The following is a 21,199-nucleotide window of genomic DNA, read 5'->3' on the forward strand; positions in this document are numbered from 1 at the left end:
ATGGCCTTCATGACCCTGGACCAGATCAACCTGCGCGGCCAGCGGGTGTTCATCCGCTGCGACTTCAACGTGCCGCTCGATGCCGCCGGTCGCATCACCGACGACACCCGCATCCGCGCCAGCATCCCCGGCATCCGCCACGCGCTGACCCAGGGGGCGCGCGTCATGCTCGCCTCGCACCTCGGTCGACCCGGCGAGGGCGCACTGACGCCGGCCGACTCGCTCGCACCGGTAGCGCGCCGTGTCGGTGAACTGCTCGACCGCGAGGTGCCGCTGGTCGGCGACTGGCTCGCACGGCCTTTCGACGTCACCCCCGGGCAGGCCGTGATGCTGGAGAACTGCCGCGCCAATGTGGGCGAAAAGGCCAACTCGCGCGAGCTGGCGCTGCGCATGGCCGAACTGTGCGATGTCTATGTGAACGACGCCTTCGGCACCGCCCACCGCGCCGAGGCCACGACGGAAGCCCTGGCGCGCGTTGCCCCGGTGGCCTGCGCCGGCCCGCTGATGGCGTCGGAGCTGAACGCGCTCGGACGCGCACTGGCTCGGCCGGCCCGGCCTCTGGCGGCCATCGTCGGCGGTTCGAAAGTGTCGACCAAGCTGTCGGTGCTGAAGTCGCTGGCCGACCAGGTCGAGTTGCTGGTGGTCGGTGGCGGCATGGCCAACACCTTCCTGCTGGCCGCGGGGCAGAAGGTGGGCAAGTCGCTGTGCGAGCCGGACATGGTCGAGACGGCCGCGCAGGTGGCCTCGACGCTCGCCGCGCGCGGCGCCGAGCTCTTCATGCCGATCGACGTGGTGACCGCCACCGAGTTCTCCGAGGACGCCATCCCGGCGATCAAGGCGCTGAGCGAGGTCGGGCCCGACGACCTGATCCTCGACTTCGGTCCTCGGTCGATGCAGGCCCTCGTCGAGCGACTGGCGCCCTGCAAGACCATCGTGTGGAACGGCCCGCTGGGCGTGTTCGAGATCGAGCAGTTCTCCTACGGCACCCGCACGCTGGCCACCGCCATCGCCGCATCGCAGGCCTTCTCGATCGCCGGTGGCGGCGACACCGTCGCCGCGATCAACCGCTTCGACGTGGCCAAGGACATCGACTATGTCTCCACCGCCGGCGGTGCCTTCCTCGAGTTCCTCGAGGGCAGAACGCTGCCCGCTGTGAAGGCGCTCCAGGACCGCGCCGCCTGAGGCCCCGTCCCGCCCCTTCCCGATCCTGACGAACCCGCAACCGGAGCCGACCCATGGCAATGATTTCCCTGAGACAGCTGCTCGACCATGCCGCCGAGCACGGTTATGGCGTACCCGCCTTCAACGTGAACAACCTGGAGCAGATCCAGGCCATCATGCAGGCTGCCCAGAAGACCGACAGCCCGGTGATCCTGCAGGCCTCTGCCGGCGCACGCAAGTACGCCGGCGAGCCCTTCCTGCGCAAGATGGTCGAGGCCGCCGCCGAGATGTACCCCGACATCCCGATCGTGATGCACCAGGACCATGGCGCCAGCCCGGCTGTATGCATTCAGTCGATCCGCTCCGGATTCACCAGCGTGATGATGGACGGCTCGCTGCTCGAAGATGCCAAGACGCCGGCCAGCTACGAGTACAACGTCGACGTGACGCGCCGCGTGGTCGACATGGCGCATGCGATCGGCGTGTCGGTGGAGGGCGAACTCGGCTGCCTGGGTTCACTCGAGTCCGGCATGGCCGGCGAAGAGGACGGGGTCGGCGCTGAAGGCGTGCTGACCCACGAGCAAATGTTGACCGACCCGGAGCAGGCGGCCGACTTCGTGGCCAAGACGGGTGTCGATGCGCTGGCCATCGCCATCGGCACCAGCCATGGCGCCTACAAGTTCAGCCGCAAGCCGACCGGCGACATCCTCGCGATCGACCGCATCAAGGCGATCCACGCGCGCATCCCGAACACGCACCTGGTGATGCACGGCTCGTCGTCGGTGCCGCAGGAATGGCTGGCGATCATCCGCGAGCACGGCGGCGACATCAAGGAGACCTACGGCGTGCCGGTCGAGGAGATCCAGGAAGGCATCCGCTTCGGTGTGCGCAAGGTCAACATCGACACCGACATCCGGCTGGCGATGACCGGTGCGATGCGCCGCGCGATGGGCAAGGACCGCAGCGAGTTCGATCCACGCAAGTTCCTGAAGGACGCCACCGCCGCGGCGCGCGACGTGTGCGTCGACCGCTTCCAGGCCTTCGGCTGCGCCGGCATGGCCTCGAAGATCAAGCCGGTGTCGCTGGAAGCCGGCGCGAAACGCTACGCCTGAGCTGAATCGGCTCGCGCCGTCACGGGGTGCCCAGGGCACCCCGTTTTCATTTGATCGGGATGGTCAGCGCCCGGTCGATCGGCACGGCGGTGACGCTGTTCTGCGGCGAACCCTCGATCACCCGATCGGAATAGGTCAGGTAGACCAGGGTGTTGCGCGCCCGATCGACCATGCGTACCACGTGCAGGCGCTTGAACACCAGCGACTGGCGTTCGCTGAACATCTCTTCCTGCTCCGGCAGGGGCTTCAGGAAGCTGATGGCGCCGGTCTGCCGGCAGGCGATCGAGGCCTCCGCCTTGTCCTCGGCCAGGCCGACGGCTCCCTTGATGCCGCCGGTCTTGGCGCGCGAGACGTAGCAGGTCACGCCAGCGACCTTGGGGTCGTCGTAGGCATCGACCACGATCTTGTGGTCCGGCCCGATCAGCTTGAACACGGTATCGACCTCGCCGACCTGCTGCGAGCTCGCGCTCGCCGTCACACCGAGCCCCGCGGCCAGCAGCAGGAAGGTCATCGTTCTCATCGCTCTCTCCTGACGGCGCACAGCGGCCGCCCTGGTTTCACAGGCGGTCGGACACGCCCACGCGCACCGGCGGCACCGGTCCGCGGACTTCGGCCGGCCGCACGATACCTGCCACGGCATGGCTGCGATCGGCCGTGTCACGCGGTGTGGCCGCGGCCAGCGGCCGACCATCCCGGCCGACGAGACTGGCCACGACCGGCTCGTTCGCCTTGACGCCGCGCCGCGTGACGACGGCCACCTCACCGCTGGCCAGCTTGACGTAGCTGCCGGGCGGATACATGCCGAGCGACTTGATGACGGCCGAACCCACCACATCGGGCCGCCCGTCCGGCCCCAGGCAGGCCGCACGCGCTGCCAGGGTGGCCGGCATCCCGGCCCGGAATCGGCGCGAACTCATCTTGGCGGTGAAGACATCGACGCGACGCACCACGCTGGCCAGGCGCTGGGTCGGGCTAAGCGCCGCGAAGCCGGTCTCCGGCGGCGGATCGGTGTGGTGCAGTTCGACGATCTCGAGCCAGACCGGATCCTGCACACCGACCTGCCGCAGCAACTGGGCACCGGCCTGCGCATGACCGTCGATGACGCGCCGCTGGTCCAGCGTCGGAGTGCGCTCGCGATGGATCAGCTCGTTCTGCAGCTCCATCATGCTGAGGTTCATTGTCAGCGTCGCGAGCGCGGCGGATTGGCGCTCGGCATCCCCGACGTTCAGATGGTGGAGGCACAGGTCGACCACCACCGCGCAGAACAGCGCGTGCTGGCTGCTGTAGTGATCCTGCACCCGCTGCGCGCTCTGCACCTGCAGGTAGAGCGCCATGTCGGCGTCGCGCTCGACCAGTGCCCGGATGCGCCGGCCGACTCCATCGATCAGCGAGACCCACGCCCCTTCCTGGCTAGGCGCCCGTAACAGCGTGAGCAACTGGTGGTGGATCGCGGTCAGGTCGGACGGCAGGGCTGCCTGCGAAGGGGACACTAGGTCGTCGCCGGCTGCCGCACTGGGCTCGGAAGGCTCCGGGTAAGAGGTCAGCGAGTTCAATCGGGGAATCTCCGGTGTGTCACGCTCAGCGTCCACCCGCAAATGTAACCGTGCCGATCACTCGTACATCAGTCGAACCTCATTCCCCTACAGAAGCGGAGCGAACGCCATCGCCTCGCCCAGGCGCACTGCCCGTCCGGGCTCCCAGCCCGGATCGAAGCGGACCGAACCCTGCGGAAACAGTGCCACGACGGTCGACCCCAGCAGGAACCGCCCCATCTCCTCACCCTGCCGCAGCCGCAGTTCGCGGTCGGCATAGCGCCACTCGCGCAGCCGGCCGCTGCGCGGGGGATTCACCTGGCCGTGCCAGACCGTGGCCATGCTGCCGACGATGGTCGCCCCCACGAGCACCAGCACGAAGGGCCCCAGCGGTCCGTCGAACTCGCAGACCACCCGCTCGTTGCGCGCGAACAGCCCCGGGACACCGCGCGCGGTGACCGGGTTGACCGAAAACAGGTCCCCCGGCACGTGGATCATGCGCAGCAGCCGGCCGTCGCAGGGCATGTGGATGCGGTGGTAGTCACGCGGACTGAGGTAGAGCGTGGCGAACTGCCCGTCCTGGAAGCGCGCCGCCAGCTCCGCGTCGCCACCGACCAGCGCGCGGGTCGAATAGTGGTGCCCCTTGGCCTGGAAGATCTGGTCGCGCTCGATCGCGCCGAACTGGCTGATCGCGCCGTCGACCGGACACACCAGTTCGGCCGACGCCAGCGGGCGGGCGCCCGGGCGCAGCGCCCGGGTGAAGAAGTCGTTGAAGCGGGTGTAGCGGGCGATGTCGGGCTCGGCCGCCTCGCTCATGTCGACCCGGTACTTGCGGACGAAGCGACGGATGATGGCGGTCGTGATGCCGCCCCAGCGCCCCGAGGCCACGAAGCCGGCAAACACCGTCAGCGCCCGCTGGGGCACCAGGTACTGCAGCAGCACGGGAAGTCGTTCGGACACGAGGCAAGGACACGGAGCGGAGGCGCAGCAGTGTAGCGAGCGCCGAGCCGCGTCCGCGGCACGATCGGCTCGGTCATTCCGTCAGCGGAAGCTCCAGCGTGAACTCGGCGCCCCCGTCCGGGTGGTTGCGCGCACTCAGCGTGCCACCGTGCTGCTCGACGATGCCGTAGCTGATCGACAGACCCAGGCCCGTGCCCTTGCCCACCGGCTTGGTGGTGAAGAAGGGGTCGAAGATGCGCGTCAGGTGCTCGGACGGAATGCCGGGTCCGTTGTCGCGCAGGCGCAGGCGGACCCGCGAGCCGTCCTGCTCGGTATCGATCCACAGCACCGGGCTCTCGCCAGCACGGCTGGCCGCGGCGTCGCAGGCGTTCTGCAGCAGGTTCATCAGCACCTGCTGCAGCTGGCCCGCACTGCCGGTCACCGTGCAGGGAGGGCCCGGCGTCCATTTCATTTCGAAGCTGGGCGCGGTGCCCTTGCTGACCCAATGGATCGCCCGTTCGATCACGTCGTTCAGCAGCACCGGCACACGTGCCTCCGGGTCCATCGCCGAGAAGCGCTTCAGACCGTTGACGATGTCGGCGGTGCGTTGCGCGCCCTCGAGCGTGCCCTCGATCAGCGACGGCAGGTCATTCAGCAGGTGCTCGATGCGCAGCTTGCTGCGCATCTCGGCGAGCCGGGCCGGCGGCTCGTCCGCATGCACGGCCTCCAGGTAGGTTCGCAGCCGGTCGCTGTAGCGGCTGAGCGCATGGACGTTGCCGAGCACGAAGCTGATCGGGTTGTTCAGCTCGTGCGCCACGCCGGCCACCAGCCGGCCCAGCGAGGCCATCTTCTCGGAGTGGAGCAGCTGCTGCTGCGCGCGCTTGAGCGCCTCGTGCGCTGTGCGCAGCTCGTGGAAGGCCCGCTTGATCTCGGCCGTAGGGCGGCCGACGAACACCGTACCGACGCGCCGGCCGTTCGGCGCGATGCGCGGCGTGCAGTTGGCGTCGACCGGCACGCTCTGCCCCTGCGCATCGAGCAGGTTCAATTCGACGGCCTCGCCTTGCCGCGACGGCGTCGCGTTGGCCAGCACCTGGCGCACGCTTTCGCCGCTGGCCTCGTCGGCCAGCAGGTCGTTGAACAGCATGCCGCGCAGCGTGGCATCGCTGCGACCGACCAGCTCGCGCAGGGCGGCATTGGTCTCTTCGATCACGCCGTGTTCGTCGCACACCAGCAGCACATCCGACATGGCGGACAACACGCTGAAGATGAACTGCTGGGATTGCTCGAGCTCGGTGTTCTTCTGCTCGAGCTCGATCTCGTCGAGCACCAGCTGTGAATACACCTCGTCCATCTTCTGGATGACGTCCATCCAGGTCGATTCGTCGACGCCCTCGATCTGGCCGGGTTGCCCCGCGTCGGTGGCTGCCGGCGGGGCACTCAGCGAGGGACGGGGAGGCAGGGAGCGGGCCATCGAGACAGGGGCGCGAGCGAATGAATATCCATTTGAGCACGATGCATGCCCAGCGACGCTCCCCATGTCCGCACCGCTGGCCGATGGGTCAGAAGTTGGCCGTCAGCGTCAGGCGCAGACTGCGCGGTTCGACGGGGTGGAAATGGATGTCGTCCACGCCGCCGGCCGGTTCCCCCTGCAGGCGGGACGGGTAGTAGTAGTCGATGTCGCTGGCCTTGCGGTCGAACAGGTTGAAGACATCCAGCGCGAGCTTCACGTCCGTGCCGACCTTGTAGCCGACACGCAGGTAGGCCAGGGTCGTGGCACTCGATCGCACGCTGTTGTCCTCGATCAACGGCCGAGGCCCGAAATAGCGCAACTGAAACTGCCCGAACCAAGGCCCCAGATCGGTCACGGTCACGCCCAGCGAAGCGACCCGGTTCACCGCACCCGGGATGTGGTTGCCGACCGTCGGATCGGGATCGTCCTCGCTGAAGCGCGCCCGCGAGGCCGCGAGATCCAGATCGAACAGCAGCCAGGGTCGGACCACGTAATGGTTGTTCCATTCGATGCCGTAGCGCTTGCTGGCCCGGTTGGGTTCGGTCTCGCCGGCATCACCGACGAACAGCAGTTCGGAGTCCAGCTTCAGGTGCCAGAGCGCCAGAGAACTCTGCAGACCCGGCACGAGTTCGGTGCGAAGGCCGAGTTCCCCGCCCTTGGAGCGAACCAGCGGGTCGACCGCCTGGACGGCCACGGTCGGATCCTTGGCCGCGACCTTGGCGGTCGCACCGCGTGCGTCGTTGCTGTGATAGCCGTAGCCGTAGTTCGCGAAGTACTCGGTCTTGCTCCACGGGCCGATGATCAGCGACAGCTTGGGCGACGCGATGCTGTCGTTCTTCTTGCCGCTGTTCTGGGGAATCGAGCTGTCCACGTCGAACGCGAACCGATCGAACCGCAAGCCCGCCACGCTGCGCAACCACGGCAGCCATTGCGTGGCGTTCTCGCCGTAGACCCCGACGCTGGTCTCGCGAACGCGTGACTCCTGGGTGGTACTGACGCGCTGCCGCGCCACGTTGCTGTACAGGCCCACGGGATCGAGCCGGTCGTGCCGGACCTGTGCCCCGAGGGTGTTGATCACCTCGCGGCCCTCGAAGCTCGTGTTCCAGCTCCGGCTGGTGTTCAGGCCGACCACCTTGCGGCGTTCCGCCTGCTCGAACTGGTCACCGTTCGCCACGGTCGGGTCGAGGTCCACCGGATTCTCGAGGAAGAAGGTGAAGTTGGAGAACAGGTTCAAGCGCGACTGGACGGCATAGGCGCTGAACTTGAAGCTGCCGTCGTCGAGCTTGTGCGTCAGGTCGTACGAGAGGCTGTAGCGCGAGGTCTCGCCGCCATCGGTGGGATCGAGCGCGCCGAAGCGCCCGATCAGGCCCCGGTCGACGGCACGCTTTGGAATCTGGTCGGTGGAACTCCACTGGGCCGAATAGCCCATCGCGGTGATCACGGACCGCGTCTGGGCGTCGCCGAAGCTGTAGCGCAACACACCGTTCAGGCGGCGGAAATTTTCGGGGTTGTCCCAGGGCCCGTCGTTGTGCCCGGACTCCAGCGCATAGAGCAACTGCCCATCGCCCACAGCACCGGAGTTCGCCAGCAGGCCCCTGCGGTAGCCGTTCTCGCCGAAGGTGATCGAGCCGATGCCCTTGGGCAGCGTGTCGACCAGGCGGATGTGCGCGGCGCCGGCCGAGGCGAAGTCGCCCTCCTCCGCGTAATAGGGCCCCTTGCGGTAGTTGATGCGATCGACCAGCTCCGGGATCAGCCAGTTGAGATCGCTGTAGCCGTGACCATGGGCGTGCGTGGGCATGTTGACCGGCATCGCGTCGACGAAGGTCGCGAAGTCGGTGCCGTGGTCGAGGTTGAAGCCCCGCAGGTAGTACTGGTTGGCCTTGCCGTCCCCGCTGTGCTGCGACACGATGACGCCCGGCACGAACTCCAGCACCTCGGCCGGCCGCAGCGTCGGGCGGTTCTCGATCAGCTTGGCCGTGACGGTGCCCTGGCTTGCGGCGTCCGAACTGCCGATCGAGTTGTTGTAGTTGCCCTGCACGACGATCGGCTCGAGCTGGGTGATCGGCACCTCCGGCGTTGGTGTCTGTGCCACGGCGCTGTTGCTCAGCGCCGCCAGCGAGATCGCCTGCAGCGCCAGGTTGAACGGCCATTGCCGATGGGAGGACACCGAGGCGAGGTCCCCGCTGCGAGCCTCCCGGTTGGGCTTGCTTTCGTGCATGGCTTTGTCTCCTTCCTGATCGTGTCGGCGAGCCCACGCGCCACGACGCGAGACTGGTTCAAGCCCTCCCGAACGATCTGTGTAAGATAAATTTTCTAGTGCTCATACATTATTCGTACCAGCCCACAACAAGCAGCTGGACAACTTGTGCCGATGCAGCGCTTCGGACGCTCCCTGCCACGTACGGACAAGCGCCGATATCGGATGCATCGTTCGCCGCACGAGCTGACTTGCATGGACATCGCCCGGAAGCCGCGCTTTCCAGTTGGCACACTCTCCTGCTGATCGGTTGCCGGCCTGTTCTCAGCCTGGCGTTTCCCAGGCGTGCAGGTGCATGTGAGCATGCTCGCCAGCGCCATGGCGGTGACGATGGCGATGCGCCAACTGCGCGACCTCCAGCAGTTCCACGTCGGCGAGCGCCCGCTCGATGGGGCCGTCGTAGTGCAAGCTCCCCCCGGGCTCGAGGACGAGACAGCGCTCCCCGAACTCCGAAGCCATTGACAGGTTGTGCGTGCTGACGATGACGGTCGCCCGGGTGCCGAGCAGGTAATCCGCCAGCCAGCCGGCCGTGCGGGGATCGAGGTTGGCCGACGGCTCGTCGAGCAGCAGGACCCTGGGGTCGAGCGCCAGCACCGCGGCCAACGCGACCTTCTGCTTCTCACCGCCCGAAAGATGGAAAGGCGGCGCGTCGAGCAAGGCCTCGAGCCGCAGTTCGCGGGCCCAGCGAGCGACGCGCGCATCCACATCGGCCAGACCGAGCTGGCGCGGGCCGTAGGCAATCTCGTCGCGCACGGTCGCGTTGAACAGCATCGCCTCCGGATGCTGGAACAGCAGCACGCACTCGCGGCGAAAGCGCCGGGCCCGATCGCGGTCGCGCAAGCGCTGCACGGTGACCTCTTCCCCGTCGTGGAAGCTGCGCCCTGCGGTCGGGTCGATCAGGCCGTTGAGCAGCTTGAGCAGCGTGGACTTCCCGCTGCCGTTGGGACCGAGCAGCACCACCTTCTCGCCGGCCTCGATGCGCAGCGTGAGGCCGCTGAAAGCCGGGGGCCTGTCGGGCCAGCCGAAACTCACGCCCTGCAGCTCAATCATCGAAGCATCCTCTCGATCGCATGGCCAGGGAAGCCTCCGCAGCGCTGGCCACCGACTTGTCCAGCAGGTGCGTGGCCTGGGCAGAGGCGTTGCGAGCGCGATCGCTCCAACGCGGGCGGCCCGGGTTGCGGCTCACGAAGGCCAGCCGGAAGTCGCGCAGAACGCGCAGGAACACCGTGACCTGCCCGACCGCGAGCGTGGCCACGAAACTCAAGGTCGGCGAGAACGACAGGGCCTGCAGCACATTGACCCGCGACACGAACCAGAAACCCAGGAACACGAGCAGCAGCACGCGCAGATTGACCAGCACGAGGTAGGCAGGCCGGAACGCGCCCTGCCACAGCGAGACCCCCAGATACCCCAGGCTCACGGACAGGTTGAAGGCCAGCACCGCCAGCAGGGCACGCCGAAGCACGCGCCAGCGTGTGGACCCGCTGGCGGCCAACGCGAGGCCCAGCAGGCCGGCCAGCACCCGAGGATCGTGCACGGACGTCACCGCCACCACGGCAGTGGCGTAGCCGGCCAGCCACCACTGCGCGTGACGCGCGGCCCTCGGAGTCGTGGCCGGCAAGCCGTCGGCCGGGGCCGGACAGCAGGAAGGGTTCATGCGCATCGCACCGAACGTTCGGCCTGCCCTTCCGCCGCGACCCAGCCGCGGCCGCGGGCGAAACGCCAGACCAGCAGCGTCAGGGCCGCCTCTCCCACGCCGATCAGCGCATGCGGCACCAGTACCGCCGGCAGCACGACGGCGAAGCCGAACGGGAAGAAGAGCGGCGTCCCGTCGGGGCGCTGGGCGATCAGCGGCTGCAGACCGAGCACCAGGCCGACGATCAGGCCAGAGAGCATCACGGAACACCACGCAGCAGCCACCACAGCGAGTGGCTCGCCGAGCCGCCGCAGCGCGCGAAACACCAGCACGGCCATCGCGGCGCCCGCCAGCCCCATGGCCAAGGCATTGATCGGCAGGGCGGTGACGCCACCGGCACCGAACAGCAGCGACTGCAGCAGCAGCACCAGGCTGTAGGACAGGAAGGCGAGACGGACACCGAACAGCAGCGCCAGCATCGCCACGCCCAGCAGATGCCCCGACGTGCCCCCCGGGATCGGCAGCATGATCAGCCCGAGACCGTAGGCCAGGGCCGTCAGCGCCGCAAGCTTGGGCACGGTCTGGTCGTCCAGTTGCCGGCGCAGGCTGCGCGCCGCCCACAGCCAGGCAACGCCCGCCACCGCGTAGGCCGGCAGAAAGGTCTGCGGCGAGAGGAAGCCGTCAGGGATGTGCATCGGACCCGTCTCGTGCGACCGCACCGCGCGGCCTGCGCCCGCGGACGAAGAGCTGCAGCGCGCAGAACAGCGCCAGGATCACCAGCACACCGAGCAGCACGCGCGAGGGGCGGTCGGTCGCCGGACCCGGGACGGAGATCGCGGCCTCGCCGGACGTCTCGAAGTTCACGTCCACCCCGTGCCCATCGGCGGAGAAGGCGCGGACGCGCCAGCGTTTCACCTGATCTGGCAGGAAGACCGCGCGCCCCTGCCCGTCGGTGCTGCCGGACAGCGTGGGCTGGGTGCTGCCGTCGGCGAACAGTTCGTAGCGTTCGAAAGAGAACGGCTCACCGTCGGCATAGGTCAGGCGGACCACCGTGGCCTGCGCCCGCGACACCTCCTCATGCACTTCATGGGCCGATACGGAGCCGATCATCCCGGTCAGGACCCAGGGTAACAGGCAGGCGACCGAAGACCGCGCGCTGCGGCGTGCGACGAGACTCATCTTCCGTATCCCTCCGATCGATCAATGCACCGTGAAGACGAGGTTGGCCGAGATCGACTCGCTGTCGGCCCGCGGATCGTTCGCGAGGTCCTGCTTGCGGTTGACCGACAGGGTCTGCTCGCCGGCGACCACCGGTACCTGCGCCTTGCCTTCGGCGTCGGCCTCGATGGGGGCCTCCTTGCTGTACTCGGCACGCACGAGCTTCGCACCGGCCAGCGGCTTGCCATCCCACAGCACCTGCACCGGCAGCGACTTGCCGGCGGCGGGTGCGGCGGAGCTCAGCGGCACCAGTTCGAGCCGCTGGCCCTGCGGCTTGGTCACGGCCGCACTCCAGGCAAACACGGTCTTGCCGTATTTCACCGAGTGCACCGCGCTGACCGCACCGGGCACCTCGTTCTTCGGCAGGTTCTTGGACGTCGCATCCGCGCCTGCGGTCTTGCTCCAGTAGCCATTGTCGAAGTGCAGCGTCATCAGCGAGGGTGCCTGCGACAGCGTCGCACGCACCGCATCGCTGCCGTCCTGGCGCTTCACGGCGATGGCGGCTCCCCTGGCATCGAGCGCCGACAGCGACTTCACCTTCGCGGGGACATAGGCCTCGACCTGCTCGCCGTGGCCGTAGAGCACGGCGTAGGCCTCGCCTTTGGCGGCGATCCAGGCATCGTGCGATCGAGCGGACAGTGCCGTGCCCGCCAAGGCGGCAGCGATGAGGACATGCAGAGAAGGGTGTCGAGCGATCATGGGATCTCCTGGTCAGAAGGTGTAGGTCAAGGCCACGCCGACATCGGCGCGGGGGCGGGGATCGACGCTGGTGCCGGCCTGCTCGCTGGCGAACGCGTGGGGCTGGAAGACGCCGTACACCGCGTATCGCACGCGGTTCCGTTCAAGCGAGACACGCAGGTCGTAGCGCGTGTAGATGCGGCTGAACATCGGTACCGGGCTCGCGCCGACGTAGTAGGGCGCGCCGGAGAGTTGGAAGACATCGGCATTCGCACGCAGCAGGCCCGCGGTCAGCGCCACCGTGTACTCGCCGCCGAGCCGGTAGGTGTGTTCAGGCAGGCCGGAGATCAGGTCCTGCCCGGCATTGACGGGCGTGTTGATGCGCCCCTTGACGTTTCCGTAGCTCACGTAGAGGCTCAACGCGTCGGTGGCATCGAAGCGAACATCGGCCTCCCAGCCGTTGCGCGTGGTGTCGCCGATGCCAGCGTAGACACCGCTTCCGGGCGTGGTTTCGCGGATCTCGCTCTTGTTCACCGTGTGGTAGGCCGCAGCCGACAGCGTCCACCGCGTTCCGAGTCGGGCGTTGAAGCCGACGTCGCGAGCCTTCACCTTCGGGGGCTTCAGGTCCGGGAACGAGGCACCTCCGGGCGCACCCAGCGGCCCCAACGGCCCGGGCGGCGACAGCTCCCGTTCCGCCGGCGAGCGAAAGCCCTCGCCCACATTGGCGTAGATGTCCAGCGCCTTGAGCGGCGACCAGACGAACCCCGCGCGCGGCGTGGTCACCGACGCGTCGTAGTCCACCGAGGCAGCAGGCTGCTTCAGGTTGTCGATCCGGTAATCGAAGGCGTCGCGCCGCACGCCGCCGACCAGCTTGAACGATTCCAGAACCTGCCATTGCCCCTGGGCGAACAGGCCGTAGGTCAACAGATCCAGATCCCAGTGGTTGTTGACGTTCGCGCCCGGCCCCGCCGGCGTGTCCCAGCGCTGGTTGATGCCCGTCCCGCGGTCTGCGCGGAGCTCGGCGCCGGCCGTGATCGCTGCCTTTGCGCCGACCCCGAGGTGGTACTGCGCCCGGCCACCGTAGACGGCGCGATCGTCGTTCTGCACGTTGTAGCCGTTCGGATTGCCTCCTGCCGGATTGGCGCGTCGCTTCTCGTAGTGCTCGGCAAAGACCGAGGCATGCCAGCCCTCCTCGCCACGCGCCGGACGGCGGGTCAGCACAAGGCCATAGCGTTCGGCATCGCCGAACAGTGGCGGCGCGTTCGGATCACGGTCGCGCGGCCCGACCGCGCCGTTCACCAGCGACGCAAAGCTGAGGTAGCCGGGTGCGTCCCAGTCGGACTTGTAGTAGCTGCCGCGAAGCGCCCACAGGGCATCGCCGGTGTCGAGCGAAGCCTTGGCGAACAGGTTGCCGCGCGCCACCCGCGAGTTGTCGCGATAGCCGTCGGTGCGGTAGAGATCGGCGACCACGAAGGATCGGACCGCGCCATGTTCGCCGGAGAACACCGCCGTGCCGCGGCCGCTGCCGTAGCTGCCGGCACTCAGCCCGAGACTCGATTCGCCCCGGTCGCGCGTGACGATGTTGATCGCCCCGGCGCGGTTCTGGTCGCCGTACAGCGCAGAGAACGGCCCCTTGATGACCTCGATGCGCTCGATCATGTCGGGCGTGAGCCACGACAGATCGCTCATCCCGGGCCCGCCCTGGTTGGCGGACGGGAAGTTCTGCGGCACGCCGTCCACGTAGATGGCCACGTCGCCGCCGTGTGCGCCGGTGCCGGTAAAGCCCCGCATCTTGATCGGGCTGCCGATGTCGCCCTGGCCGAAACTGTAGGCGTTGACGCCCGGCACGCGGCGCAGCAGATCGGTGTAGTCGCGGCCGACGTTCGTCCGTGCGATGTCTTCGCGCCCGATGACCGTCACCGCAGCGGGCAGCCCCCGCGCGTCGAGCGTGACGCTGCCCTTGGTTTTCTCGGCCGAGCCGACGACACGAACAGCGGCCAGTTCCGCAGCGGCAGGTTCGTCGGGGTTCTGCTGCGCCAGGACAGGGCCCACCGCCAGCGCGGTCAACAACAGGGTGCTCGGCGAAAGGCGCCGATCGAAAGCGTGGTGCACAGGGTCTCCTCGTTGCAGAACGACTCATGGGCAACCGGCGCACCCATGAGTATGATGATTTTTATTATGTTCATACATCTTCCGTGCCACCCATCCCGGATGGCATCCGACGCCCGGTGAAGGACGTCGAACCACGAGCAAACCCCCGATCACCGCGCTTCCAGCAGAGACGTCGAAACGCTCAGTGAGCGCTGTGGTCTCGGTGGCAGACACGCCCACGGACGCAACCCACCCGTCGCGCCCCAAGAAAAAAGGCCCTGCGGTGCAGGGCCTTGGTGGGTCGGGGCAGACGCCGCGGCTCAGGATGCCGGCTTCGGATGCACGTGCGCCGCGTGGTGCGCGCCGCGTCCGTGCTTGTGGCTGTGGTGCAGTTCCACGCTGATGAGGTTGAGCTTGCCGTGGTGCACGCCGCGCTCGGCGCACACCGCGTCGGCGAAGCGCCTCACCGCCAGCGTCGGGCCGCGGAGGATCACGGTCTCGAGGCAATGGTCGTGATCGAGGTGCGCGTGCATCGTCGACACCGCAAGATCGTGGTGATCGTGCTGTAGCTCGGTGATGCGCTCGGTGAGTTCGCGCTGGTGGTGGTTGAAGATGTACGACAGGCAGGCCACGCAGTGCACCGACTCGTCCTTGTTCTGTCGCGTGCGCTCCATCTCCGCACGCAGCAGGTCGCGCACCGCCTCCGAACGGTTGGCATAGCCGCGGTCGGCGATCCAGTGGTCGAATTCGTGCGCGAGCTTGTCGTCGAGGGAGATGGTGAAGCGTTCCATGCGAGCCGGTCGGTGAAGGTGGAGAGGAGAATCGGTCAATGCACCGTGCACACCATGCACGGATCGAACGAGCGCACGATGTGCTGCACCGCCACCGGCGTCAGTTCGCCCTCTTGCACCGGCGCGCCCTCGAGCGCCTGCTCCAGCGCGCCGGGCGTGCCGGCGGCGTCTCGCGGCGAGAAGTTCCAGGTGGTGGGCGCGACGATCTGGTAGTTGGCGATCTGGCCGCGGATGGCGACGATCCAGTGGCCCAGGCTGCCACGCGCGGCCTCGCTCAGGCCCACGCCGACGCCCTCGGTGAAATGCGGGCTCGGCACGCAGTAGGACTCGCCGCTCTGCAACTGCTGCAACCAGCGCTCCATCATCGGCACCACGCGCGCCAGTTCGATCAGGCGCGCCAGCACGCGGGTGTAGACGGTGCCGCCGTGGCGCGCCACCGCGTCGCGCACCAGCGGCTGCGCCGATGCCAGCTGGCGGGCGATGGCACCTGTCTCGACCACCTCGCCGGCGAGCCGTGGCGCCTTGTTCCACGTGTAGGCGTCGGGCTTGTCGGCGTCGGGCAGCGTCAGGCCGTCGAGCGGATGGCGCGGGGCGGCGCTGTCGGCCAGCCAGGCATGCGTCGCGTCCTCTCGTATCGCCGCCTCGTCGAGACGCGACAGCACCGCGCGCTGCGCATGCCACACGCCGCCGCCGAGCTCGAAGCCGCCGTCCGGCTGCGGGTAGGCGCCGTAGCTGAGGTAGCGCCCGGGGCCAGGGCCGAGACGCTCCAAGGCAGCGTCCTTGACCATGCTCAGGAACAACCGGAAGTCGCCGCGCCACGGGTCCTGCGCATGCCAGGCCCACAGCTCGGCTTCGCTGGCGATCGAGCTCACCTTCTCCAGCGGTGCGGCGAACAGCTGGCGCTCGAGGAAGGCCCGGAACTCGCGCACGCGCGACAGCAGGCGCACACGCTCGGCTGCCTCGATCGGCCGCGTGGAGCCGCCCGGCTCGATGCTCTGCGTGTGAGGCCACTTGCCGGCCAGGGTGCCGAGCAGCGTGAACCAGCGCTGGCGCGCCGCGATGGCCGCGCGCGTCTGTTCGCCGGTCTGCGGGGCGAAGCGGCGTTCGGCTTCGGCATGCCAGGCCCGCGACGCATAGACCGGACGAGTGAAGTCCGGCATGAAGAAGAGGTAGAAGTGCGTCAGGTGATCGGCCAGGTTCTCGGTGGCGAGGATCACATTGGTGGCGTGCTGGCCGTTGGGCGGCATCTCCAGGCCGCCCAGGTCGGCCAGGGCGCGCGCCGACGCCACCGACTGCGAGACCGAGCAGATGCCGCAGATGCGCGGCACGTAGACCAGTGCATCGTGCGGGTTCTTGCCGCGCAGGATCTGCTCGAAGCCGCGGTACATCGGCGCGTTGACGCGCGCCGACGTCACCCGGCCGTCGGCGATGTCGAGCGTGACTTCGAGATCGCCTTCGACGCGGTTGAACGGGCCGACGAGCAGGCGGGTCATTTCAGGCGCGTCTTGCGCACCGCCGGCGTGACCACCAGGTGATCGGCCACGGCATTGAGCTTCACGCGCCTGGGCGTCGCCGACTTCGACAGCGACGCAAGCGCGACGAACCAGGCCTTGGGCATGTCGGTCGGCAGGCCGATCGGGATGCCGGCTAGCTTGGGTGTCTGTTGGAAGGGGTGGCCCGGTTCCTGGAAGCCCGGCTCGGTGCAGGCGACGCAGGCGTAGCCGCCCCGGGTGCACGAGCCCTCGCCGTTCCACAGCCGCGTGTTGCAGTCCGCATGCACCTGTGTGCCCTTGCAGCCCATGTGCTCCATCATGCAACCCAGGTCCGACGGCTTCTCGGCGCTGGCCTTGAATTCGTAGTATTCATTGCGGGTGCAGCCGTGGTGCACCAGCTGATCGGCATAGAAGCGCGGACGGCCCAGCTGGTCGAGGTCGCCGGCCGTGAAGCTCTCAGCGGCCAGCGCCATCAGCGTGTCGATCACCCAGCTCGGATGCGTGGGGCAGCCAGCGATGTTGATCACCGGCAGGCCACTCTCAGAACGGAAGTCGGCACCGAGCAGGCCACCGCGACGGTCGTCCTCGAACTGCAGGCCGCAGGCATCGGTGGGGTTGTCGCCACCGGCGGTCACGCCGCCCCAGGCCGCGCAGCTGCCGACCGCCACCACGTGCCGGGCCCTGGCCGCCAACCGCGAGACCCAGTGGATCATCGGGATGCCGGTGCCGGCCAGCACGTGGAAGCGACCGCTGCCATGCGGGCCGCGCAGCAGGGAGCCTTCGATGCACAGGGCGTCGAGCCGCAGGCGGCCATCGGCGATGCGGTCGAGCATGGTGCTCAGCTCGTGCCCGCTCTCGATCGAGAGCGAGGGGTGCCACAGCAGGTCGATGCCGGCGTCGCGCAACTGGCCGTGGAAGTCGGTCGTGTCGGCGCACAGCAGCGACATGCTGCAGCCACCGCATCCCCCCGACTGCAGCCACAGCACGTTGAATCCCGCCGCAGCGCCCATGCTCATCCTTCCAGCCCGAATCTCAGCATCTTGCCACGCAGCCCGACGCGCGACAGGCCCAGTTCCTTGGCCGCGCGGGTCTTGTTCCAGCGGTGGCGCAGCAGCGTCTCGCGCAGGATCATCGCCTCGATGGCATCGAGCCGCTCGCCCAGCGTGCCGCTGCGCGGCAGCGGCGTGGCCTGCGCGGTGGCGGACAGGCCGGCCTGCCCATGCAGCACGCGCAGCGAGAAGGCCTGCGCCTCGATGCATTCGGTGGCGCTCAGCGCCACCGCGCGGGCGATCTCGTTGCGCAGCTCGCGGATGTTGCCGGGCCAGGGGTAGCCCATCAGGCAGGCCATCGCCTCGTCGCTGAGCTCGGCGCCGGGCCGCCCCAGTTCGGCGCTCACCTCGCGCACCAGGCGGCGCGCAATCGGCTCGATGTCGCCGCCGCGCTCGCGCAGCGGTGGCACCGTCAGCGAGATGCCGGCGATGCGGTAGTACAGGTCTTCGCGGAACAGGCCCTCGCGGACGCGCTGCTCCAGGTCGCGGTGCGTGGCCGCGACCACCCGCACGTTGACCGGCACGGTGCGCACGCCGCCGACCGGCCGTACCTCGCCCTCCTGCAGCACGCGCAGCAGGCGCACCTGGAAGGCCGGCGAGGTCTCGCCGATCTCGTCGAGAAACACCGTCCCGCCATTGGCGCGCTGGAACAGCCCCGGATGGTCCTCGTGCGCACCGGTGAAGGAGCCGCGCTTGTGGCCGAACAGCTCCGACTCCAGCAGGGTGTCGGGAATGGCCGCGCAGTTCTCGACGACGAAGGCGCCGCTGGCACGCGGGCTGGCGTAGTGGATGGCGCGCGCAAGCAACTCCTTGCCGGTGCCGGATTCGCCGAGCACCAGCACGCTGAGGTCATAGCGCGCCACGCGCGCGGCCATCTCGCACACACCATCGAGCGGGCTGCCTGCGGCGCGCTCGATGCGGTCGAAGTCGAAGGTGTTGCGCGCCTTCTCCAGCTTGTGCGCGGTACGCTGGCGCAGCACCGGTGTGCTGGTACGCAGCTCGAGGTCGAGGCGGTGCATCTCGCGCTGCAGCACACGGGCTTCCGCCGCGGTGCGCACCGTGTCGAGCAGGTGGTCCGGCACCCAGGGCTTGAGGATGTACTGGTAGATGCCGGCGTCGTTGATGCCGGCGATGATGTCCTCGGAATCGGTGTAGCCGGAGATCACGATGCGCACCGTGTCGGGCCAGCGCTCGCGCACTTCCTTCAGGAACTCGACGCCGGTGAGTCCCGGCATGCGCTGATCGCACAGGATCACGCTGACCTCATAACGCTCGAGTTGCTTGCGGGCGTCATCCGCATGGCTCGCGGTGAGGACCGTGAAGTCCTCGTCGAGCGTGCGCCGCATCGCGTCCTGGGAACGCACTTCGTCGTCCACCACCAGGACGGTCGGCAGGCTGGCGACCTCGCTCATGCGCGCTCCGTGCTGCCGGCAGCGGCCTCGCGATGGACCGCGAGATGCCGGGGTGTCCAGGCATGGGGCAGCTTGTGCACGAAGTGATAGCGAGCGACGTGGTAGCTCGGGTCGAAGCCGTAGAAATTGCGGTGCATCCGGGACAGCTCTTGTTCTCTGTAGGCGGCCAGGGGCCGCCGGGCCTCGTCCGCGTCGCGCACCTGCCGCTTGAGGGCGACGCGCTCGGCCAGATTGTGGGCCGACGCCAGTGCCAGCGCATGGGTAGTTGCCTCGATTTCGAAGCTGCGCACCCCGGTATCGAAGCATCGATCGATCAGGCCCGAGCGCTGCGCCGCGGCCGCCGAGACCGGCAAGCGCTGCTGCATCAGCGCCGCGGCGCCGGCCGCTCCCAGCCGCCGCGGCAGCAGGTACGTCCAGTACTCGGACCCGTAGAGGTTGCCCATGTTCTTGTAGTGCGGATTCAGCACGACACCCCGGTGCGCCCACACCTCGTCGGCCGCCAGCGCCAGGAAGACACCGCCGGCTCCGGCGTTGCCGCGCAGAGCGGCCACGGTGAGCCGGTCGGTGAGCGTGATCAGCTCCAGTGCCACGTCGTCCATCGCTTCGATGTTGCGCCAGGATTCGTCGGCCGCGCTGTCGCCGGCCCGGTGGGCGGCCGCCTCGATGCAGTTCAGGTGGATGCCATTGCTGAAGAAGTCGGACCCGCCGAGCAGCAGCAGCACCTGCGTTTCGCGCCGCCGAACTTCCTGCAGCGCCGCCCGCAGTCGACGGCACTGATCGGTCGACATCGCGCCGTTGTAGAAGTCGAACGACAGGCACCCCACTCGTGCGCCGCGCGGGCCGAGTTCGCGGTAGCGCAGTTCACCCCATTCATCGGCATCGCGCTCCACCGGCGCATCGAGCTGCGGCAGGCCGGCCGCGTGGGATGCGAACGCGAGGGCTGCCGGCAGTTTGAACGATGGCCCGTCGCCGCAGGCCTGCGGACTGCGCACCTGACCGATCCACACGCCGCCATCGACGGTGCGGCGCAGCAAGGCCCCGTCGCGATGCGCCACCACGGTGCCCGGCGCACCCGCGGGCGCGCGGGCCAGTGTCGCGGCGCTGACCGGGTGGCCATCGTAGAGATGGCATTCCACGTCGAACAGCCGGTCGCGCACGCCCGGCTGGCCGTCGGCACTGCGCAGCCGGGCCAGGATGTGTGCCGTGTCGTCGTGCTCCCAGTCGATGCGGCGAGCCGACTGCGGCAGCGCCGGGCGCCAGCCGGCGGCCCCCTCGATGTCGGCTCGGGTGCCACCATCGAGCGCGCCCGCCCCGCCCTGCGCGGCGAAGCGTTCGACCGCCTTCAAGGACGCCGCGACGGCGGCATCGGCCACCTCGCCGCGGTAGAGGCTGCCCTTGGCAGCGGCGCGCATCGGGAACTCGGCGTGCGCCCACACGGGACCGGCGTCGAATTCGTCGTTGGCCTGAAGCACCGTCACGCCCCAGCGAGGACGGGACTCGAGCACGGCCCAGTCGAGCGCCGAGGGCCCGCGATCACCGGGCGGACCGGGGTGCACCACCAGGCAGACCACCCGGCGCCACACCGATGCCGGGATGCGCCGCTTCAGGAAAGGTGCGATCACCAGGTCGGGCCCGAACAGCGCCACCGCCTCTTCGGTGACGCTGTCGGCCACGTCGAGCTCCACCGACACGCTGTGCCCCCGGGCGCCGAGTTCGACGAAAAGGCGCTGGGTGAGGCTGTTGAAGCTGTGGCAGAGCAGCAGGATGCGCATGGTGGCTCGTCGAGGGTCGGGATCAGACGGGCTTCAGCCCCGCCAGCAGCTTGATGGCCTGCTTGCGCCCGAGGTTGACGGACACCTTGGATTCCAGCGCCTCGAGCGCCTTGCAATAGTCCTCGAGGGTGGCGGCCCCCAACAGCGGGCCGGCCACGACCACGGCGTCAGGGCCGTAGTGCGGCGCGAGCCGGGCCAGCGCCTCGCGGCGCAGCGGTGCGAGGCGCTCCCGCACCTCGGCGGCAGACGTTTCGGCCTCGCGTGGTGCGACGGATTCCACCGCGATGTCCACCGGCAGGGGCTGCGCGCCAGGGCTGTCGGCGACCCGCCGCACCGGCGGCGCAGCCGGCTCCACATGGCCCTCGGCCGCGAGCGCTTCGACGAGCGCGTCGGCATCGGGGCCGATCTTGGCACGCAGGGCGGCGAGCGAATCGACCCCGTTGACGAGGATCAGCGCCGTGCGCGATCGCGCCGACAGCCCCCCCGACCGCAACCTCACTTCTCCCATGCCCCGATCGGTCTTGCGGTACACGCGGTCCCCGGGATCG

Annotated in this window: 19 protein-coding genes; 2 read left to right on the forward strand and 17 right to left on the reverse strand. The window is 68.8% G+C overall.

Going from position 1 to position 21,199, the window contains the following annotated elements; all coding sequences use genetic code 11:
* Both MPE_RS14085 and fba read left to right on the forward strand, forming a co-directional pair.
* Entirely contained in the window at positions 1 to 1,182 is a 1,182-nt protein-coding gene (locus MPE_RS14085; protein WP_011830375.1) for a phosphoglycerate kinase, read from the forward strand.
* A gap of 53 nt (positions 1,183 to 1,235) precedes the next feature.
* Positions 1,236 to 2,273, forward strand: a complete 1,038-nt coding sequence (gene fba / locus MPE_RS14090; protein ID WP_011830376.1) for a class II fructose-bisphosphate aldolase — start codon at positions 1,236 to 1,238, stop codon at positions 2,271 to 2,273.
* Positions 2,274 to 2,319: 46 nt separating this feature from the next.
* Here the strand turns inward: fba and MPE_RS14095 are convergent, their stop codons facing one another.
* The 17 genes from MPE_RS14095 to MPE_RS14175 form a co-directional block, all read right to left on the reverse strand.
* Positions 2,320 to 2,784: a CreA family protein gene (locus MPE_RS14095; protein WP_231497552.1), complete on the reverse strand. Its 465-nt coding sequence runs from the start codon at positions 2,782 to 2,784 to the stop codon at positions 2,320 to 2,322.
* A gap of 46 nt (positions 2,785 to 2,830) precedes the next feature.
* Positions 2,831 to 3,826, reverse strand: a complete 996-nt coding sequence (locus MPE_RS22810) for an HD-GYP domain-containing protein (protein ID WP_011830378.1) — start codon at positions 3,824 to 3,826, stop codon at positions 2,831 to 2,833.
* An 87-nt stretch (positions 3,827 to 3,913) separates the two neighbouring features.
* Positions 3,914 to 4,765, reverse strand: a complete 852-nt coding sequence (gene asd, locus MPE_RS14105; protein ID WP_011830379.1) for an archaetidylserine decarboxylase — start codon at positions 4,763 to 4,765, stop codon at positions 3,914 to 3,916.
* A gap of 73 nt (positions 4,766 to 4,838) precedes the next feature.
* Positions 4,839 to 6,215 carry a sensor histidine kinase gene (locus tag MPE_RS14110; RefSeq protein ID WP_148210953.1) on the reverse strand — a complete coding sequence of 459 codons (1,377 nt, stop codon included), beginning with the start codon at positions 6,213 to 6,215 and terminating at the stop codon, positions 4,839 to 4,841.
* 88 nt (positions 6,216 to 6,303) lie between these two features.
* Complete coding sequence (locus MPE_RS14115) at positions 6,304 to 8,472, reverse strand: TonB-dependent receptor (RefSeq protein WP_011830381.1); 2,169 nt, start codon at positions 8,470 to 8,472, stop codon at positions 6,304 to 6,306.
* Positions 8,473 to 8,775: 303 nt separating this feature from the next.
* The gene (locus tag MPE_RS14120) at positions 8,776 to 9,561 is read right to left on the reverse strand and encodes an energy-coupling factor ABC transporter ATP-binding protein (RefSeq protein ID WP_011830382.1); all 786 of its coding nucleotides are present in this window, start codon (positions 9,559 to 9,561) and stop codon (positions 8,776 to 8,778) included.
* Positions 9,554 to 10,168 (reverse strand): hypothetical protein, encoded by a 615-nt coding sequence (locus tag MPE_RS14125; RefSeq protein WP_011830383.1) that lies wholly within the window; start codon positions 10,166 to 10,168, stop codon positions 9,554 to 9,556. The genes MPE_RS14120 and MPE_RS14125 overlap by 8 nt, the downstream gene beginning before the upstream one ends.
* Entirely contained in the window at positions 10,165 to 10,842 is a 678-nt protein-coding gene (locus MPE_RS14130) for an energy-coupling factor ABC transporter permease (protein ID WP_011830384.1), read from the reverse strand. The genes MPE_RS14125 and MPE_RS14130 overlap by 4 nt, the downstream gene beginning before the upstream one ends.
* On the reverse strand, positions 10,829 to 11,326 hold the full coding sequence (locus MPE_RS14135; RefSeq protein WP_011830385.1) for a hypothetical protein: 498 nt from the start codon (positions 11,324 to 11,326) through the stop codon (positions 10,829 to 10,831). The genes MPE_RS14130 and MPE_RS14135 overlap by 14 nt, the downstream gene beginning before the upstream one ends.
* Positions 11,327 to 11,347: 21 nt before the next feature.
* Positions 11,348 to 12,064, reverse strand: a complete 717-nt coding sequence (locus MPE_RS14140; protein WP_011830386.1) for a DUF4198 domain-containing protein — start codon at positions 12,062 to 12,064, stop codon at positions 11,348 to 11,350.
* A gap of 12 nt (positions 12,065 to 12,076) precedes the next feature.
* The gene (locus tag MPE_RS14145) at positions 12,077 to 14,155 is read right to left on the reverse strand and encodes a TonB-dependent receptor (protein ID WP_011830387.1); all 2,079 of its coding nucleotides are present in this window, start codon (positions 14,153 to 14,155) and stop codon (positions 12,077 to 12,079) included.
* Between the two features lie 299 nt (positions 14,156 to 14,454).
* The gene (nikR, locus tag MPE_RS14150) at positions 14,455 to 14,925 is read right to left on the reverse strand and encodes a nickel-responsive transcriptional regulator NikR (protein ID WP_011830388.1); all 471 of its coding nucleotides are present in this window, start codon (positions 14,923 to 14,925) and stop codon (positions 14,455 to 14,457) included.
* Between the two features lie 35 nt (positions 14,926 to 14,960).
* The gene (locus MPE_RS14155; RefSeq protein WP_011830389.1) at positions 14,961 to 16,418 is read right to left on the reverse strand and encodes a nickel-dependent hydrogenase large subunit; all 1,458 of its coding nucleotides are present in this window, start codon (positions 16,416 to 16,418) and stop codon (positions 14,961 to 14,963) included.
* Positions 16,415 to 17,434 carry an NADH-quinone oxidoreductase subunit B family protein gene (locus MPE_RS14160; RefSeq protein WP_011830390.1) on the reverse strand — a complete coding sequence of 340 codons (1,020 nt, stop codon included), beginning with the start codon at positions 17,432 to 17,434 and terminating at the stop codon, positions 16,415 to 16,417. The genes MPE_RS14155 and MPE_RS14160 overlap by 4 nt, the downstream gene beginning before the upstream one ends.
* Complete coding sequence (locus tag MPE_RS14165; protein ID WP_011830391.1) at positions 17,431 to 18,879, reverse strand: sigma-54-dependent transcriptional regulator; 1,449 nt, start codon at positions 18,877 to 18,879, stop codon at positions 17,431 to 17,433. The genes MPE_RS14160 and MPE_RS14165 overlap by 4 nt, the downstream gene beginning before the upstream one ends.
* The gene (locus MPE_RS14170; protein ID WP_011830392.1) at positions 18,876 to 20,651 is read right to left on the reverse strand and encodes a hydrogenase maturation protein; all 1,776 of its coding nucleotides are present in this window, start codon (positions 20,649 to 20,651) and stop codon (positions 18,876 to 18,878) included. The genes MPE_RS14165 and MPE_RS14170 overlap by 4 nt, the downstream gene beginning before the upstream one ends.
* Before the next feature lie 22 nt (positions 20,652 to 20,673).
* Positions 20,674 to 21,183 (reverse strand): hypothetical protein, encoded by a 510-nt coding sequence (locus MPE_RS14175; RefSeq protein WP_148210956.1) that lies wholly within the window; start codon positions 21,181 to 21,183, stop codon positions 20,674 to 20,676.
* Positions 21,184 to 21,199: the final 16 nt, after the last annotated feature.

It is taken from the genome of Methylibium petroleiphilum PM1, assembly GCF_000015725.1.
Lineage (GTDB): Bacteria > Pseudomonadota > Gammaproteobacteria > Burkholderiales > Burkholderiaceae_C > Methylibium > Methylibium petroleiphilum.